Source organism: Paenibacillus ihuae (assembly GCF_001368795.1).
GTDB classification, from domain to species: domain Bacteria; phylum Bacillota; class Bacilli; order Paenibacillales; family Paenibacillaceae; genus Paenibacillus_AQ; species Paenibacillus_AQ ihuae.
On record NZ_LN831198.1, the window covers coordinates 3909791 to 3928485 of the forward strand.

Below are 18695 nucleotides of genomic sequence, written 5' to 3' on the forward strand. Positions count from 1 at the left end.
GAATTTTGCGATATGTTACCCATGGTTGAGCTCCTTTTGTGGAGAGATGTGGGTAACCTGCCTACACTCTCTACATTAGGGCTTTTTTCATTTTCCACCAGAGTAATTCCATCTTTTTTATCCATAAATAGTAAATTGTTTCAAATGAATTTTCATGTTAGCTTTTATGCATGTCTAGTGGATTTTCTCCACCTAATTCCATTATTTATTAAAAATAATAATAATCAGTTGGAAAACCTCCACCTAATCCGGTTCAATCGCCCTTCTGGTGGCCAATCTGGTAATTCTAAGTGGAGTTTTTCCCACTAGTGTTCTAATAACAGTTTTGAACTGAGAAATAATTGGAGAAATTCCACTTAGCTCGACAAGCATCCGCCCTAATAAATAATTTCCATAGAATGCTATATAGAATGAATCAGGGAATTTCTATTTTGGTATTAGTCATGACTCCAGGGAAAGTTTGGATTTCCGGCCACTGTTGTCACCCGATTCCCTGATTTTAATCGCTATTATGGGTAAAATCCCAAGACAACGGCGGACGATTCGCTCCTTTTCAATCCATATAGTCAACAAACCTGGATATAACCGCCCAATCGGGCTCACACTTTATGAAGACACGCCTTCCAGCTCCGGGTGCATTTTCTTCACGGCCCGGAAGGCATCATCGGCCACTTCCAGCGTAAAGGCGATGTCTTCCTCTGTCAGCGCCGCATTAATAAAGTGGTTATGGTGGTTGGTAAAGAAGACACCACGCTGAACGCAGGCGGCGATCCACTCCTGGTGCAGTACCTGACTCGGATCATTGGCAATCCGCATGTACCACATCGGCAGCTCTCCGCTGATCCGCAGATCAATACCATGCCCGGCGGCAACACCGGCCAGGCCGCTGGTCAGCCTGCTGCCGAGTTCCTGAAGCCGCTGAGGCGCCTGAATCGCCTTCAGCTTATTCAGTGTAGCGATCCCGGCCGCAAAGGGAACAGCCGAGAACCAGTAGCTCCCTGTATAGAATACCGATGAAGCGGCACTTTTCAGCTCATCCTTGCCGCACAGGGCAGAGACGTTGTAGCCATTGGCCAGTGCCTTGCAGAAGCAGATCAGATCCGCCTCGAAGCCGTAATGATGATCCGAGCCGGCCAGATCCAGCCGGAAGCCGCAGCGCACATCGTCAATGATCAGGACAATGCCGTGTTTCGTGCAAAGTGAGCGCACCTTTTGCCAATATTCCTGCTCCGGCAGCTGATTATCGACAAAATTTCCCTGGAAATACGGACTGGCGATGAAGCAGGCGATTTGCCCCGGATACGCGCTGATCAGCGCTTCCAGCTGTCCGATATTGTTCCAGTCCACATAGAGGTTATTCGCAATCTCCTCGGGCGCAACGCCGGAATTCCCCGCAAGCTTCGTCCATGCAGCTACACCGTGATACCCTTTATTTACAAGCACCGCTTTGTTCCTTCCTGTAGCAGCACGTGCAATCATGAGCGCAAAGCTCGTAACATCCCCGCCATTTTTAGCGAAAAATGCCCAGTCGGCACTATGTACGGTATCCACCAGCAGCTCGGCGAATTCAACCATTTTCACCGAAGGTAAGGTCACACAATCCCCCAGCTCCCCCTGCGCTCTCGCCGCCTGGTCCACATCATCGTCACGGTAGCCGAGGATGTTGGGGCCGTAAGCACACATATAATCAATGAACCGGTTGCCGTCCACATCCCAGAAATAAGCCCCCTTGGCTTCCCTGGCGAAGAACGGAAAGGCGCTCGGCGGAATCATGCTGCCCTCAACAGGCCCAAGATGTCCATAGACCCCTGCCGGAATGACCTTCATCGCACGTTCGAATAGCAATCTGCTGTTAGTATATTTATTAGGCTCCATCTATCGATTCCTCATTTCATCCGGGTCTGAATTACACAAACTGCGGGACTCTAGCCAAAATATCATTCATATGCTGAATCATCGGCAGCATTCCTTTAAGCTTCAGCCTCTCGGTAACTATCAGCTCATGAACATCCGCATTTTCGCTAAGCACATCATTCGCAGACTGGACGGTATCAAATACCATGTAGGCACTTGGAGCAGCCGGAGCGCTCTTCATCGCCTGAAGCCGGCCCTTCAAAGCGTGCAGGAACACCTGCTGTCCGCTCTCCTCAATAGAGATCGAAATGATACCGTCCGGTATTCTCGCCGCAATCCGCCTCCCGGTCTCATCATAATTCCCGATACAGGCCACGGCGTAAGCTGCTGTATTCAGCAGTAGCCGGGTATGGATGGCGAAATAGTCAGCGTCTTTCAGCAGCCCTTCGTCCGGCCTCAAATAATATTCCAGCCTTTGGGTCAGCTTCGTGAAGTCAGTGGTCAGGAATCCCAGCCGGGACAATCCGCGCAGCGGTATAGGATTCGCCTTCCCTTCAATCATCTTGTTGAGATGCTCCGGAGATCGGAAATACAGCAGGATGGATGAAGCCCCGGCCGGTTCTTGCATAGAGACGTTCCCGTCCGCAATGACCAGGTCCGCCGCAGGCCCGCCCCGTATTTTGAACCGGATGGTATTCCGCTTGCCTTGTATCAGGGCAATTGAAGCAGGGTCCAGGCGGCATAATTCTTCCAGATTCCTGAGAATGGCATACAGATTCACTGCCGCTTTGGTCCCATGGACCGACGCTTTTACAGACTCAATCACAGGCATCATTTAACTCCCTTCCTCTCTTGAAATGAAATGGACGCAAGTCTCTTTCCCTCCTATAAAGAGGTATCGAACAGGCCCCAATCAGGGATTTGGGTGAATACTTTGGTTCTTATTGTCAGATACAGCAGCCCGGCGGCAAACCAGATTCCTCCCACCAGAAAAGCCTGAGGGTTCAGACTGGTAAGCAGCCAAATATTGCTCCCAATTCCGGTGACGGGCAGAAGCAGATAGAGCAGCACCGCCTTGGGCGTACGAAGCCTTCTTTTGACAAAGTAATGAAGAATCACGCACAGGTTCACAAATGCAAAAGCCACAAAAGCCCCTAAATTAATCAGCGAGGCCAGGGTAACCAGATCAAAGATCATACAGGCCGCTACCGTCAGTACACCGATAAAGACGATGCCGCCCACCGGTGTGCCATACCGCGGATGCGTGTAGCAGAACAGCTTCTCCGGAAACACACGGTCCCTGCCCATGACAAACAGCAGACGGGAGATTCCGGCCTGCTGTGACACAATAAGCGTAAAGACAGAAGCAGCTGTCACCAGCATGAACAAGGTTTCGAAGAGCGGACCGCCCAGGAATTCCACCAGCTCCACAGCTGCGGTATCACTGCTGATGAAGCTTCGGCCCTGATAGGCAAGCACGCCGAAATAGGCGATCAGGATAAATACCACTCCGTTCAGTATCGTCACAAAGATCAGGGTCCGGGGAATCGTTCGCTCCGGTTCAACCGATTCCTCGGCAATCGTCGTCACCGCATCAAAGCCGAGAAAGGATTGGCAGACCAGCGCAGTACCGGCAATAACGCTGAGCATGGAGAAGTCTGGATTCCAGAATGGGGCTGAGGAGAGTAAGGAATGGCCCGGAGAGGGGGACACAAGGGCATAAATACATGTTCCGAGGAAAATAGCGATGAGTACAAACTGCAGACCCACCATGATCCGGTTAACCTTAATGGCCATTTGCAGGCCCCGGATATTAATGAAGGTGCTTAATGCGATGAACAGTGCAACCCATACCACCACAGGAATTACCGGCAGCATCTCGTGCAGGGCCAGACCCAGGAACAACACGGACAGCATCGGGACAAAAGCATAGTCCAGCAGCAGCATCCAGCCCACCAGAAATCCCGCTAGCGGATGAACAGACTTCTGGACATAGCCGTATGCGGAACCGGAGGTCGGATACACCTTGACCATTCTGCCATAGCTGTAAGCCGTAATGAGCATCACCAGAAAAGCAAGCAAATATGCTGCGGGCAGCAGCCCTTTGGAGAGCTCATTCGCCACACCATAGGTCCCAAAGATAGCGATCGGTGCCATCAGGGAAATCCCGAAAATCACTTGCCTGCCTTGCGTCATTACTCTGGCAGGAACATGTAAGACTTCCTCCGTTTTTTGCAATTAGCATTCCTCCCATTCTTAGAAATTGATTATATTATGTAATATTACATTACACAATAGCTATAATCCCGGGCAATTCATGCTGTAATCATACTTTAAATGCAAACTAGTGAAATGTAAATGTTAATTAACATCCCACATGTATCAGGGCAGTACACAGAAAAAAGCCCCAATATCCACCTGTACATGGATAATGGGGCATATCAGAGGGCTTCTTCACTAATTACAACAACAGCTCCCAGCTTAATGGAGTTCCCGCTTTCAGATCTCTTTTCATTTGCTTTCCGATAAGCAGATCATAATATTTCGGATCCAAACCGAAGCCCGGACGGATCACCCTTAGATTCGCAGTCGTCAATACTTCACCAGCCTTGATATCCTTAGAAATATAAATGGACCGTCGGAATTGGAGTGAATGTTCTTCCTCCTTAGTTGGACCGATTGCAACCCCGCCCAATGACTTCCAGGCGGTATCCGTCTCTTTCACGAGTGCCGCAAATTCTTCAGGCTCCAGGGAAAAAGCAGCATCAACGCCGCCTTCCTCACGGTTAAGGGTGAAATGCTTTTCAATGACTGTGCTGCCAAGCGCTACGCTTGCCACAGCGGCCCCAATTCCCAAGGTATGGTCGGATAGCCCCACCTGACAATGAAATACATCCCTTAAATAGGGGATCGTATTCAGATTTGAGTTTTCAGGTGAAGCCGGATAACTGCTCGTGCATTTTAATAAAATGAAATCCTTGCAGCCCGCAGCGGTAATGGTGTTGACTACATTTTCAATTTCGCCAAGCGAAGCCATGCCTGTTGAAATAATCATCGGCTTTCCTTTGGACGCGACCTTTTTTAATAAAGGGATATCATTATTTTCGAACGAGGCAATTTTGTAGCAGGGAACACCAAGGGATTCTAAAAATTCAAGCGAAGTTTCATCAAACGGTGTACTAAACGGAATCATTCCTAGCTTCTTGCAGGATTCAAAAATCGGCTGATGCCATTCCCAGGGGGTATATGCCTCTTTGTATAGATCAAATAAAGACTTTCCTGTCCAGAGTCCACCCGATTCGATCCTGAAATCTCCGTCCTGGATCTGAAGAGTCATCGTTTCAGGAGTGTACGTTTGAATTTTGAACGCATGTGCCCCTGCTTTTGCCGCCGCCTTAACAATACCCAGTGCCCGGTCAAGCGATTGATTATGATTCCCTGACATTTCCGCTATGATAAACGGAGGGTGGCCGTTGCCTATATGTCTGTTACCGATTGTTATTTCCTTCATTGGCTCTCGCAACCTCCTCTTTTAGGAATTCACTTTGCTTCTCCCACTGTTCCTTGAACAGGCCCATTAACACCACATCAATATATTGATTATTTTTCAGAAGCTGCTTTACCAGCCTGCCTTCTTCAGCAAAGCCTAATTTGTGGTGATAGGATAGGCTCCTCCGGTTGAAGTCCAGGATTTGAGCACATACCTTCCTCACAGGTCTTTCTCTAAAAATGTAATCCAAAGCTAAGATCCCCATGACCTTCCCGGACCCGCGGGGACAAGACTGATCTCCAATATAAAAGCCCCAGTCACAGGTTTGGTTCTTGGGATCAATGTGTGAGAAGTTCACGAAACCAACTGGCTTTTCCTGATAAAAACACAGTTTAACTAGCTTCCCTTCATCCTTCTCCACAGCCTCTAACCAGCGGTAATGCTCCTCTAACGGGATCAAATCATCATGATTCATAAAAAGGCGGATATGGTCAGCATTACGCCATTCCCATACAAGCTCTATTTCATTCCGGCCTAAATTTCTCAGGCTGTAATCGTTAATGGATGTCATTGTCCCCTCCCATGATCCTGTCTATGACTTCATTGAATTTATCCTCTCCCATAAGCTGAAGAGCTTGTTCAGACATCCCTTTCACCAGTGACGGGCTGGCAAGCATCGTGTTTATTCCATTCTCCATCTCTTTCGCCGTAACTTCAGCACTGTCACCTAAGCAACAAGTAGCCCCCTGATCATGCACCCGTTTGGTTATTCCCCTTTGGTTATCTGCCGTTATAATCGAAAGAGAAGGTAATCCTAAATAACACCGCTCCCAGGTGGAGCTTCCGCCTGCTCCGATGGCAAAGTCAGCCTTCCGCATTAATTCGGCCATATAATCAATCTGGCAATGAAAAAATGCGTTTGGCATAGCGTTACATATGTGTTCAATGACATCCTTGTCTGTATTCATTTCACCTACTACGACATCGAGGTGTAAATTAGAATATTGGAAATGACTTAGTACATTTAAGGTTTTCAATGTTTCATGGGTAGGGTCTGTAACCCCCAAAAAACACAAGAATTCTGTTAATACTTCCATCACGCTCAGCCACCTGCTTCTTCATTGACCGAAATTCGGGCCGAAGGATGGCATAGCTGGTCCCTACTAACTTCACACAGCTATCCGGGACTAAACCCTGATAACGGTCCCCGGCAGATGAACTATTCTGGTCCAGTACAAGGCTGCAATGATGCGGCCGGTCGGCTAAATCATCAATTACAACAATTTTCGCTACATTCGCTCCTATTAATTTCTCCCAGCGTTGATCAATTCCGTAATGGTCAATAATCAGGCAATCCACAGGGGAAGAGGTAATAAGAATTGGCAAGGTTTCCGTTGCATCCGTCTTGTAGTCCACCCGCAACCAGGAAGGTTCAGCCCGTTCACTGCGGAAAGGCAGCAAAAATACAGGATAACCTTGCCCCCTAATATAGCTTGCCAGATTCCCCGGTAAATCCCGGCAAATGAACGAAACCTTCGCCTTCCTGTCTCTAAACTCATTAGCAAGGGTTAGACAACGCATCACATGGCCCGTACCTATTTCATAGGAAGAATCGACGCGAAAGATAATGTTCATTTTGTACAGATATCCTGTTACCATGCTGTCCAGCCACCGTCGACAGAAATATTTTCACCCGTGATATAAGCCGAGGCAGCTGATGCAAGAAGGACCATAATTCCTTTCAGATCTTCAGGTTTACCGATCCTGCCCAACGGATTTTTCTCTTCAAGGCGTTTAATAAAATTCGTATTCGCTTGAACAGATGGATTGGGAAAGGGGCCAGGTGATACTGTATTGGCTCTGATCCCATGTTTACCGTAGTGGCAGGCAATATAACGGGTAAATTGATTAATCGCCGCTTTGCCTGCTCCGTAATTAGCAGGGTTATCCATCCCGCTATCACCATAGACCTCAGGGTTTGGAGAGACTACACCATACATAGAAGACATATTAATGATAGACCCTCTTTTTTGATCCATCATGTAGGGTAATACAGCTTTAGTACATCTAAACGTTCCATTAATCGTTCCATCCATGCCTTCTAACCAATCCTCTTCACTCATTGTGATTAGGGGTCCCGGCGAGCTGAATGCAGCATTATTAACTAAGATATCAATACTCCCGGCAGCTTCAAAAATTTGGTGAAAGCAGGTTTTGACGGAGGCTTCCTTTCGAATATCGATATATTTACCAAAGCACTTGGATGCCGTTTTTTTTGCAATCTTTTCTGCCAAATCCCTACATTTCATTTCATTTGAACTTACAATATAAACAGTAGCACCGGCCTCAGCAAGACCTTCGGATACCGCTTTTCCTAAATAACCCGCACCACCTGTCACTATCGCTGTTTTGCCTGCTAAATTAAACAGTTCATTCATTGTAAGCTCCATTTTATTTCCACATCCTAGGGTCCATAATCTTTATGGGAATATCAATAAATAATTGGCAAATCTCTTGAATCGTCTCTTTTTTAAGAGGGGGGAGTTCCATCAGCGTGAGGTTTTCCCTTAATTGGTCGATCGTTTCACACCCTATAATTATTCTTGATATACCCGGAAGATCTCTTACAAACAGAAAGGCAAGTTCCTTAACCGATATGCCTGTATCCTTGCTGTATTTCGCTAATAATTCCAATGGTTTCTTGGCTTGTTTCAGCTGATCCGGAAGATTCGCTGGATCCATTAGTAATAATCCTTGAAGATAGATACTGCGTGCAAATACTTCTATTCCTTTTTCAGATAGCTTCTCAAGCATTCCATTCCCGGTCATTCTTTGGTCAAACAAATTGACGGGTATTTGAATACTGTCAAAACAATCTAAGCTTAAAAACATTTCAACATCTTGCAGATCATATACCGAAACTCCAATCCTATGGATCATCCCTCTTTCCTTCAGCTCACGAAGAACTTTAATTATCTCGCCATTCTGGTAGTTCATATCCCTAGGATCATGTAAAAGACACGTATCCAAAGCAGAAAGTTTTAAATTTTCCAGAGAAGACTTAATTGAAGAATAGATGAAGTTTTTCCGTTCCTTCTCTGTTTGGAACCCTAAGGCCTGTATGGAGGAGAGCTTCGTTACAATAATAGGCCTGCTATTCAAATCAAACTTATTCAAACAATCCCCAATAATTTTCTCACTATCACCATATCCCGGTGCTGTGTCCAAATATCCAATACCTGAGGAAACGGCATATTGAATTAATTCGCAGCTTTTTTGCATGGACGGAATACCTGCTACATTAGCAATACCGTATTTTCCGCCTAATTGGGCCGTACCCAGCATAAGTTTTGAAGTGTTATCCATCCCAACCACCCGCATGTCTTCATTGTTATAGGAATTTTGTCGCTTCATTCAACTTATCAATTAATGACGTATCATCCCGCCATTTCACTTTGATTTCCCTGTTAATATCCATCAACTCCGGTTTACTCAGCAAAAAGGACTTTAATTCTTCAAAGTAAAGCGGCCTTTTGCCAACATCTAAAGCTTTAAATATTCTCTCGAATAATTCTAAATCCTTAGCTTCATCCAGTGTTAATCTCCAATCCGGAAAAACCCATGGATCAGGAAAACCGATAGAATTCACCTTGAAAAGTGTTGGATTATTCATGAAATAAAACGACAGATATTCTGTATAGGTGAGGTTTTCTGAATGCTGTAATAATTGCGATAATCTTCTAAGCGCTTCAACTGTAATTACATCACCAACAGTACCCATCGTAGATTTCTTTGCATGGGTGAAATCAGCTCCACTGTTGATATGGTGATCTATTAAAAAGGCAAGCATTTCTGGTGAAATACAAGGATCGTCGCCTGTGACACGAACAACAATATCTGCATTTGATTCTTCAGCTGCTTTTAGCATTCTTTTGGCAACATCTATTGGATCTCCTGTTACTATTTGCACCTTATTACCTAAAGTGAAATTCGTAAGGGGTTGATCCTCTGGAAGATCTGAAGTTGCCAGGACTACTTGATCACAATTAGGAACTGCTAAACAATTCATTAGACATCTTTCAATTGAAGGAACACCATTTATAGGCAGCAGAGCCTTTTGCCGAAGTCTTGTTGATTTCAGTCTGCAAATCACTACAATGCAAACCTTGGGTTCCTTTACCATATCAGGAGTAATCGGGGTATTCACAGGGATGCCTGACTTTGAGAGAAGGGGAAATCGTTCTGATGCGTTTTGTGCCATAAATGCACTCGGTACGGAAGACCGTTTATACATTATTTTGTCACTGGTAATAATCTCACCCGGGCTAATACTCTTTCTGGTAACTATTTTTAAGGATGAATCCTCCAGATACTTTCTTTCTGATTCTTTTATTTCCAGGCTGCCGAATACAATCTCTGCTCTGCGTAGCTTGTCAACCATCACTTTAAATTCGTTGGGTTCTAATGCTGAATAATAATCAGTCCCTTTACCCGAACGATTCATTGTAATATGCTTCTCAATGATTCCTGCTCCCAATAGATAGGCATAGACAGGCAGGTCTATTGCCATTTGATTGTCGGCATCTTCGTGATCAGCAAATCCAACCTCCAACTGGTATCTTTGTTTGAAGTACGCGAGACGACTTAGATTTGAATCTTCTGTCCGCGTGGGGTACCCTTGAAAACCATGCATCAACATGATCGGACCCTTAAAGTTATCTTTAATGTAGGATAGCTGTTTATCAATTTCTTCTTCAAACCAGCCACCTACACCAATTAATATTGGTTTTTCAAACTTCTTCAAAGCTTGAACCAATGTATCGGACTGTATCACTGTAGTTGCTAATTTCATGCCATCGACTAGACCTTCAAGCTCAGCTAATACCTGGGCTCCCCATTCATCGTATATATCCACCCATACTTCCAATCCCAGACCTTTCGCGAGTTTTAAAGCATCGGCCCATACTGTCTTATCGATAAATAAATCAGTGTAAACCTGATAGTGAATAAAGTCCGGTGTAGCTATACTGTCGTATTTAAACCACTGAAATTTCACCCCGTCTGCGCCGCTGTCTGCAGCAGCAATTATCAACTCTGTCAGCCTGGCGGGGTCACCCAGATGGGCATTAGCAATCTCAGCAATAACTTTCACCTTTGCCAATTTGATCACTCCCTTCTTGAATGAATAGAATAGTGGCTTATCACCTTCTTCACAGCATCAACAACATCGGCCGCATCATGATCATCCATTCCCGCATATAAAGGGAGGGTAATAAATTGTTCATAACAGCTTTCAGCGACCGGACAAATCCCCTTCTGAAAGCCTAAGCTTTCGTAATAGGGATGAAGATAGACCGGGATATAATGGACATTTACACCGATATTTTCTTTATGCAGTGCCTGGAATATCTCTTTCCTGCCAGCGGTTAGTTTTGAGAGCTGAAGCTTCAGAATATATAGATGCCAGCTCGAATCCATATATGAAAGCTGATGCGGGAGAACGATTTCTTCTATGGAACTGAGTTCTTTTGTATAGAATTCTGCAAGCTGCTTGCGCTTCTCTATAAAACTCCCGATTTTTTTTAACTGTGAACTGCCTAGTGATGCTTGAATATCAGTAAGCCTGTAATTAAACCCGAGAAACTGCATTTCATAATACCAGGGCCCATGATTTTCAGTTAATCGTCTTTGGTCCCTTGTAATTCCATGTGTCCGAAATTGCAGCAGCTTCTCATAATACAGCGGGTTGTTCGTCGTGATCATTCCGCCTTCTCCCGTTGTTATATGCTTTACAGGATGGAAGCTGAACATCGTCATATCGCTGATGGAGCCAATGCTTTTACTCTTATATTGTGCACCAAGCGCATGTGCCGCATCTTCAATCACGACTAAGTTATTGTCCCTGGCAATTGTATGGATCTCATCGAGCTCAGCCGGCTGGCCTGTAAAGTGGACTGGAATGATTGCTTTGGTGTGTTCTGTTATCTTTTCTTTGACCCGTTTGGGATCCAGATTATACGTTAACGGATCAATGTCGGCGAATACCGGTGTTGCTCCTTGATATAATATACAGTTCGCTGAGGCGGCAAAGGTCATTGGTGTGGTAATAACCTCATGTCCCGCGCCAATTCCGGCTGCATAGCAGGCGCCATGTAATGCTGCTGTTCCGCTTGTGAAGGCCACCGCATACTTCGCTCCTGTGAACCTTGCGATTTCAGCTTCAAATTGCTCAATGGCAGGACCTGTCGTTATGAAATCACTTTGTAACACCTGAACAACCGACTCAATATCCGCTTCATCGATGACTTGTTTTCCATATGGCAAATAGTGACTGCGTACGGGAGTCCCTCCATGGATTGCTAATGTGCTGCCGCTCATGATTTGGACCGGTCCTTTCTATGGAAGGTTGATTGTATCCAGTTCTCTGTCCGCTTAATCCCCTCTTCAATCGTAACCTTAGGTGTCCAGGACAGGATTTTTTCAGCTTTTTGATAATTACACAGCAGCTTTTGGATCTCACTTTGCGGATGAATATGAGGAATATGCTGAATAGGTGCTTGGCCCGCTGAAATAAGCTCTGCTAATTGATTGATGGAAATATCTTTCCCTGTACCTGCATTAACAATTTCTCCATTTAGCTGATCGCTGTAACCCGCTTCAACCACAAAATCAGCACAATCCTCTACAAATAGCAGATCCCGTGATTGGGTGCCGTCTCCATAGATATTTAGGGGTTCGCCTTTTAATTTATTATGAATGAAGATGGCCACGACTCCGCCTTCACCGCCGGTTTTCTGATAAGGACCATACGTATTAAACGGTCTCACGACAACAACGGGTAAACCGTAGGCGAAGAAATAGGATAACACCATATTTTCAGCAGCAATTTTGGCTCCGGCATAGGGGGAAGCGGGTTTAATAGGGGATTGCTCGTGAATTCCATGTTCATCGCTTGCTCTGGCGTAAACCATGCAGGTACTCATGAAGACCATTTTCACCTGCTGCTTTCTGCATTCTTCCAGTAAATAAAAGGTAGCAATAGTGTCGTTGTTAAACGTAGTTTCGGGATCATCGATACTGTCTTGAACATTAATGCTGGCTGCGAGGTGGTAACAAAGGTCAAATGTAGTCTCCCGGAAAAGCTCTATTAAGGATTCCCGATCTTTCAAATCCATGATTTTGACCATTTGCAGATGTTCATTGTCCTTATACTCATTCAAATTATCCAGTGATGAATTAGCCAAATTATCAATGACCCAGACCTTCTGTCCATCCTTTAACAAACGTCCTACGACCCATCGGCCAATAAAGCCAGTCCCACCGGTTATGAGTATGTTCATAGTAGACCTCCGCTAGATTAGATTTTGTTCCATGGTTAACTTCCGCACTTCTTCCTTAGTCAGAGGAATCTCACCTTCAGAACTATAGGTACCGGGTTTCGGTCTGCTTGCCTTCTTATAGGTTTTACCAGGGGCAAACGGAGAAGGAACAATATATACATCGGGTAATTCATAAGCACTTAAGGATTCGTCATACGTCATCAGTTCTTCATACCTTTTCTCACCGGGCTTCAAGCCAATTTCAACGATATCCACCGGCGACGGGTCAAGCCCGTATTTCTTCGGCGTTTCTTCTGCAACAATCTCTGCCAGGTCCTTAAGCTTAATCACAGGCATTTTCAGAATAAAGGTTTCTCCGCCTTTCGATATTTGCAGGGATTGGATGGTAAGTTTCGTCGCCTGCTCCAGTGTCATCATAAATCTTGTAATGGATAGATCTGTTACAGTGATAGCCTTGCCTTCTCTGACTTGCTTAACGAATAACGGGATGACCGAACCCCGGGAGCCCAGTACATTCCCAAACCGCACGGTACAGAACACTGTTTTTCCCCGGCCCTTCGAGTATTCTGCAGAGGATATCAGCTTCTCCGCGGATAATTTTGTGGCTCCATAATTGTTGGTCGGAGAAATGGCTTTATCTGTACTTGTAAACACTACTTTTTTTATATTTTGCTGTTTCGCTGCCCGGATCACGTTATACGTACCGATAATATTCGTAAGTACAGCCTCAAAAGGGTTATATTCACAAAAAGAAACATGCTTCATTGCTGCTGTATGGAACACGTAATCCATATCCTCCATCGCACTTAACACACGGTCATAATCACGGATATCACCAATCCAGTAGCTTAGCTTTGAATTTCGCTTCACTTCATTTTGCAGCTCGAATTGTTTATACTCATCTCTGCTAAAAATCCGGATGACCTCGGGTTCCTCTGGCAAAATATGCTTCACAATGTTTTTTCCAATGGTGCCGGTTCCGCCGATAACCAAGATTTTTTTATTCTTAAAGAACATACCTTGCCTCCCCCCTCTTTATTTATTCAGGCCTTATATTAATCAATTGGCTGATCAAATTTGTAAGCTCTTTACCGGAATCTTCTACTTTATAGGATTGCAGCAAAAACTTATTCTTCACCTCTTCATAATTTAATTTCTCTTCGTCACTAGAATAATATAATGAGATTGTTTTTATTAATTCTGCCGGCTCATTCTGAATATAATTCTGAAGGGTATTATAATAATCGTATTCACGGTTTGCATGAATGAAATAATAGACAAAGACGGGCTTATGAAATAAAAAACCTTCCAATGCAACGGTAGAAAGCGTAGCGATGACACCATCTGAATTCAAAATCAGATCACGTGTATCTACTTTTCTATCTTTGATAACATGAACAGATTTATATTTCAGTTCCAGGTCTGTATAGAGTGAAATCAGTTTTTTGGAAAGCTCCCAAGGATGAGGTTTTATGATTATTTGAAATGTCTCAGTAGTAACCAACTCCGTCACTAACGTTTGCACCTTACTTCCATCTAATTGAGGCCCTGTAGCAAGTAGTAACGTAATTTTATTGGGGTCAAGCTCATATTCCTCATAAAACGAATCATTGGATAGCCGTTCAGAAGTGAAGATTTCATCATACCGGGGGTGGCCGATCACTGCAATTCGCTCATCCTCAAGCCCTCTTGTCACATACCATGTTTTTTCGTATTCTCCATAAACAGCAACATGACTTGAGAAAACAGGGATAAAGGCTTCCTCCCCCATCAAAATTCCATGCTGCAAACAAATGCTGGGGATTCCATTCATTCCTCCAATGACCGCAAGGGATCGGCTGACCACATCTTCTGTCGTACCTATCAATACAGCACCTATCGGGATTTGATCATAAAGCTTACTAACCGTTTCTATGGCATCTACTATACCGGGAATCCGCTTCATGAAGGTTTCGCTAAAAAAAGGATTGCCAAAAGCCGGATGACCTTCGTATTCAGCAAAAATGGAAGCTGCCCTTCGGACTAACTCTTCAGACGCAAGACTTGTGTCGCTCTTAAAGCCTCCAATCCATACGTTTGGAATCCCATAGTATTCAGGCGCTCTGGAACGGGACAGAATGATCGTGCGGTCTGCGCTAAAATAATCACTTAATCGTTTCTCGGGAATTCTTGTGTAGTCCAGATTAATCAGTGTCTTACCCTTTGCATTCACCTGAAAGGGTCGTTTAAAGGGAGCTATCCGCTTTTCAAAAAAAGGTTGAATCTCATTTGGGTTCTTAATACTGGAATTGTTCAATTTCACCGCAAACTCTTGCTGTTCCATATCGCTTCTAAGTTCGTCGTTAATTTGCTGATAGAAGTTCGTCATGAGCGCAACCGGTATATCTTTATATTTTAAATCCTTAAACATGTTGATGAATTCGCTGTAAAGCGACCAGTAATTGGATAGATAGATAGACACTCCGTTTGATCCCTCCTCAGGTTATGGACTCTGCTGTTCTTTTGCTTTGGCTGCTTGTTTCATGGCTCTCAGATCTTCTCTAAGCTCTTTGCATGTTCTTTGCGGCGGCAGCATTTGGATAAATTGACTTTTTTCCTGCTGCTGCAGCTGATGGTGGATGGACAATTCAGTGATATAGTTATCATCCAAAACATCCTCAATCGGATAGAAATCCCAGAAATGATTCAGCCGCCAGAAGAACCTGCCATCGCCGATTCTATAAAATTCAGGATTCTCGTCCCAATAGGATCCGAACTTTTCTTGGATGACCGGAAGAATGGAGCTTCGATGCATGACTGAACAATGGTCGATTTGGCAAGAGGCTACCGGGACCACTCGCTTGGCCGGTCTTACTTGTTGTTTCGTGATCTCATTCTTCTCATTCAGGTAATTGACCAGTGAGGCAGAATAGACAATCATCACACCCGGGCTCTGCTCTAAATAATCTACCATTTGCGCAAGTCTGGTACTTCTATAACAGTTATCATCGGTTGCATATGAAATATACTCCCCCGACGCTCGTAGCAAGGCTTCATTAATTAGGGCCGCATATCTGACCTTCTCCACTCTTTCGTCCATGGTTTGGATCGTACTCTGATAGAATTTAATTCTCTTATCCTTTAGAAATGGCTCAATGACGGTAATGGTTTCCGCATTCGAGTTATCATCCATCAGGAAGAGTTCAAAATCTGTAAACGTCTGATCTAAAATCGATTGAATGGACTTCGCGATATAGCCGGGCTTATTGTAACTAGTCATGATTATGGACACCTGTGCCAATATAAGACCTCCTTTGCGCTGCTTGCTTTCTATAGTATGTTCCGATCACCAAAAGGTAATAGGTTAGGAAACCATATTTACTAATAACTGGTAATGTGTACATTAAAAAAACGCTTAACAGCTATCCTGTTAAACGTTCTGTAGGCTACTTAATTTATATTTCGGATTGAACTTTCTTTACCAGATCATCCATCCGGTGTTGAAAGGTATGTGAAGTCAAAACGCGTTCTCTTGCTCGTTCAGCAATTTGTTTGCGTTCTTCGTCATGTGTAATATAATAATGAAGCTTCTCCAGGAAGTCGTTCTTATCTTGGAAAGAGATTATTTCTTTCCCTTCCTCAAAATGATTGACCAGCCCTTCTTTAGCATCAATAAGCTGAAAAGCTTCACAGCTTGCAACATCAAAAGTACGGTTGTTGATACTTTTAGCCATAACGCCCATATGATTTTTATTGTATTTCTCATCAGAAGGACGATGAATATTTAGAACGATTTTTGCGCCATTGTAATAGTTCACTACCGTTTCGGGCTTTACCCAGGCATTCACAAAATGAAGATGCCCTTTTTCATTTTTGTTCCATTCATTACAATACCTTCCCCACCCTCTCCCAACGATTTGAATGTGATAGCCTGTTTGCTTTGACAAGCATTCAATCAGCTCAATCCGATTAGTATAGGGCACGCCTACTAAACAAATATCACTTGTAAACTCCTCCGAAACTGGTGTGGAATGAAATAGGTCCGGATCTGTACCAAGCGGAAGATGATAAACGCAAGGATGTCCTGCTCTTATATATTGTTCTGCTGCAGCCTGATCGATGGTAAAGATGTAGTCAAAATAGGGGATGAGCGGAAGGGTCAAATCCATATAATAAGGATCTTCGGTCAGCCAGATGGCCGACTTTACGTTTGTTTGTCTTATGAATTCTAGGATAGGTTTGGGAATTTTCAGACCGGTCATTGCTACAATTAGATCCGGCAGTAACGATTGTTCCCTTTGTTGGAGTGCGTTTAAATCCTTGCTCAATACAAAAGGTTCACAGTAGTGACCTGCATGCTGAAATGCTTCAACAATACTTCGTTCAAAGAAGGAATAAACGGCTCTATAGCCTGAAGTTATAAAAAGGATTCTCATGTTCTCCCTCCCTCGTAAACCGGATAATTTCCAGTTAATGGGACATTGCCACAAGCATAAAATAAAATAATTCATATGATATTTAATAAATTTGTGGAGGTGTAATATGGCACATACCTTAGTTGAATTCGCCAGAAGTGTCCAGACGAACCTGGACAATGGAGTAATTGTTCCACTTAATGCAACACCAAAGTTGATATTAGAATTTGGGATGAACGTTCCGACTGCAACCAACTTCACAGAACTTACTACTTCAGTTGGCTGGCAGGCGACGAATGTTTTTGTTACCCCGCCAGAACAGCCAAAGCTCTTACTTCAAATTCTTATGGATGGAGTCGTTGTTAGTAGTGCTGAGCAAAAGTCTATTTCAACCGATGAAGATGGAATGATTGAAATGACCACAGCGTTCCATTCCATTCTTGCGAATGTATCTGTAGGCTTCCATGTCATTCAAGTGTTTGCCTCAAACCCGGAGGATCTTCAAGGAGATATCACCATAACGGGTCCAGTCAATATTACGGGAAGAGTTTACGCGCCTGCATAAACTTATTTAACCTAATCGGACCATTTCTCAAAGTAAAAACTCCTTCATAGAAGTCTGGTTTGTTTTAGGACAAACTAGACTTCTACTGTAGGAGTTTTTTTAATATATTATTCATCTGAATGGTAGTTTATGCTTAAACATTTAAACCTATTTTAAATAACCACCATGTAGGCATGTTTGTGCATTTTTCATATTTACAGAACAATCTCTACCGGACTGTTGTCAAATATTTCAAACGGTCCAGGTGTTACATTTCTTTCTGGGCGCAGCTTATGAAAGAAGTCGTGGTCGAAACGGTAAGAAGATCCATCCGGTTCCTCATAGTACATCTCGGCGTGATGGCTTCTGCCTAGAAGAGCAGTTGTGACTACCGTAGAAGCTGCAGCACGTATGATTTCAGGACTATGAACATGCACTTGTACCCTGCAGGTAGCCGGGTCGATTACGATTTCAATCCCGTTAGTGTCATAGATCTTTGCATTGGACTCATGATGACTTGGCACCGCGCCTTTTAAATACAGATTGCCCTGCACCGTAACGGGGAGTGTCATCTTATCAGGCTGAAACGGATTTCCGGATTCCTTATAAGCCGCAATTTCTTCCTTGGTATAATCCCACCAACGCTTTTTAGCAGTATCTGGGTAATCATTATAGCCGCCCAATCCGGCAGGATGAAGATAACAGCGGGAGTTATCCGGTACTCCGTCCATCACTGCTTCACCGCCGTAATCCATATTCTCTCTTGGAGTGAGCGGAAGATGCTCGAAAAAGGTCATAGGCTGCGGCTCTTTATCCGGATCGCCGTCACCTATAAAGATATTATTGAAATACCTGTCGTCGCCGCCCGTGATGTTGCTGTACCCGGCAACCGCTGTCTCATGAGGCATATGGTAGGGAGTATAGCGGGTAAGCTCGGAGCGCACCACAAATCTGCCGGTAAACAGATTGTGAACAAACGCACCGCCTTGGGCCATATTGCGGAAGTTCATGGGCGATAGGAACAGGTTATGATCTACCATATAAGGGCCGTGGCAGACCTCCACAAATAGATC

17 protein-coding genes and 1 pseudogene are annotated in these 18695 nt (G+C 44.2%); 1 reads left to right on the forward strand and 17 read right to left on the reverse strand.

The genetic code is table 11. The features are described 5' to 3' along the window. Window positions 1–606 precede the first annotated feature (606 nt). From AQR02_RS18070 to AQR02_RS18145, 16 genes are all read right to left on the reverse strand, one after another. Window positions 607–1875, reverse strand: a complete 1269-nt coding sequence (locus tag AQR02_RS18070) for an aminotransferase class III-fold pyridoxal phosphate-dependent enzyme (RefSeq protein WP_054941664.1) — start codon at window positions 1873–1875, stop codon at window positions 607–609. A 31-nt stretch (window positions 1876–1906) separates the two neighbouring features. Further along, complete coding sequence (locus AQR02_RS18075) at window positions 1907–2689, reverse strand: hypothetical protein (RefSeq protein ID WP_054941665.1); 783 nt, start codon at window positions 2687–2689, stop codon at window positions 1907–1909. 50 nt (window positions 2690–2739) lie between these two features. Beyond that, entirely contained in the window at window positions 2740–4092 is a 1353-nt protein-coding gene (locus AQR02_RS18080; RefSeq protein WP_054941666.1) for an APC family permease, read from the reverse strand. Between the two features lie 223 nt (window positions 4093–4315). Then, window positions 4316–5365: a pseudaminic acid synthase gene (gene pseI / locus AQR02_RS18085; protein ID WP_054941667.1), complete on the reverse strand. Its 1050-nt coding sequence runs from the start codon at window positions 5363–5365 to the stop codon at window positions 4316–4318. Continuing rightward, window positions 5343–5915 carry a UDP-4-amino-4,6-dideoxy-N-acetyl-beta-L-altrosamine N-acetyltransferase gene (gene pseH, locus AQR02_RS18090; protein ID WP_054941668.1) on the reverse strand — a complete coding sequence of 191 codons (573 nt, stop codon included), beginning with the start codon at window positions 5913–5915 and terminating at the stop codon, window positions 5343–5345. Before pseH ends, pseI begins: the two co-directional genes overlap by 23 nt. Continuing rightward, window positions 5902–6441, reverse strand: coding sequence for a glycosyltransferase (locus AQR02_RS18095; RefSeq protein WP_082451898.1), 540 nt, complete (start codon window positions 6439–6441; stop codon window positions 5902–5904). The genes pseH and AQR02_RS18095 overlap by 14 nt, the downstream gene beginning before the upstream one ends. After that, window positions 6386–6979, reverse strand: coding sequence for a UDP-2,4-diacetamido-2,4,6-trideoxy-beta-L-altropyranose hydrolase (gene pseG, locus AQR02_RS18100; protein WP_159067785.1), 594 nt, complete (start codon window positions 6977–6979; stop codon window positions 6386–6388). Before pseG ends, AQR02_RS18095 begins: the two co-directional genes overlap by 56 nt. A gap of 17 nt (window positions 6980–6996) precedes the next feature. Next, window positions 6997–7794, reverse strand: coding sequence for an SDR family NAD(P)-dependent oxidoreductase (locus tag AQR02_RS18105; protein ID WP_108722022.1), 798 nt, complete (start codon window positions 7792–7794; stop codon window positions 6997–6999). A 1-nt stretch (window position 7795) separates the two neighbouring features. Next, entirely contained in the window at window positions 7796–8758 is a 963-nt protein-coding gene (locus AQR02_RS18110) for an aldo/keto reductase (protein WP_245237537.1), read from the reverse strand. Further along, entirely contained in the window at window positions 8736–10496 is a 1761-nt protein-coding gene (locus AQR02_RS18115) for an N-acetylneuraminate synthase family protein (RefSeq protein ID WP_245237627.1), read from the reverse strand. The genes AQR02_RS18110 and AQR02_RS18115 overlap by 23 nt, the downstream gene beginning before the upstream one ends. 14 nt (window positions 10497–10510) lie before the next feature. Continuing rightward, window positions 10511–11722: a UDP-4-amino-4,6-dideoxy-N-acetyl-beta-L-altrosamine transaminase gene (pseC, locus tag AQR02_RS18120; RefSeq protein ID WP_054941673.1), complete on the reverse strand. Its 1212-nt coding sequence runs from the start codon at window positions 11720–11722 to the stop codon at window positions 10511–10513. After that, window positions 11719–12684: a GDP-mannose 4,6-dehydratase gene (locus tag AQR02_RS18125; RefSeq protein ID WP_054941674.1), complete on the reverse strand. Its 966-nt coding sequence runs from the start codon at window positions 12682–12684 to the stop codon at window positions 11719–11721. The genes pseC and AQR02_RS18125 overlap by 4 nt, the downstream gene beginning before the upstream one ends. Window positions 12685–12696: 12 nt before the next feature. Next, window positions 12697–13701, reverse strand: a complete 1005-nt coding sequence (locus AQR02_RS18130; protein ID WP_054941675.1) for an SDR family NAD(P)-dependent oxidoreductase — start codon at window positions 13699–13701, stop codon at window positions 12697–12699. Between the two features lie 22 nt (window positions 13702–13723). After that, window positions 13724–15145 carry a glycosyltransferase family protein gene (locus AQR02_RS18135; RefSeq protein ID WP_054941676.1) on the reverse strand — a complete coding sequence of 474 codons (1422 nt, stop codon included), beginning with the start codon at window positions 15143–15145 and terminating at the stop codon, window positions 13724–13726. A gap of 21 nt (window positions 15146–15166) precedes the next feature. Continuing rightward, window positions 15167–15964, reverse strand: coding sequence for a glycosyltransferase family 2 protein (locus tag AQR02_RS18140; protein ID WP_054941677.1), 798 nt, complete (start codon window positions 15962–15964; stop codon window positions 15167–15169). Between the two features lie 154 nt (window positions 15965–16118). Next, window positions 16119–17099, reverse strand: coding sequence for a CgeB family protein (locus AQR02_RS18145; RefSeq protein WP_054941678.1), 981 nt, complete (start codon window positions 17097–17099; stop codon window positions 16119–16121). A gap of 106 nt (window positions 17100–17205) precedes the next feature. Here AQR02_RS18145 and AQR02_RS18150 point away from each other — a divergent pair, with 106 nt between their 5' ends. Further along, window positions 17206–17643, forward strand: a complete 438-nt coding sequence (locus AQR02_RS18150; RefSeq protein WP_054941679.1) for a hypothetical protein — start codon at window positions 17206–17208, stop codon at window positions 17641–17643. Between the two features lie 194 nt (window positions 17644–17837). Here the strand turns inward: AQR02_RS18150 and AQR02_RS18155 are convergent. Continuing rightward, window positions 17838–18695 (reverse strand): annotated as a pseudogene (locus AQR02_RS18155) (hypothetical protein); the annotation flags it as partial.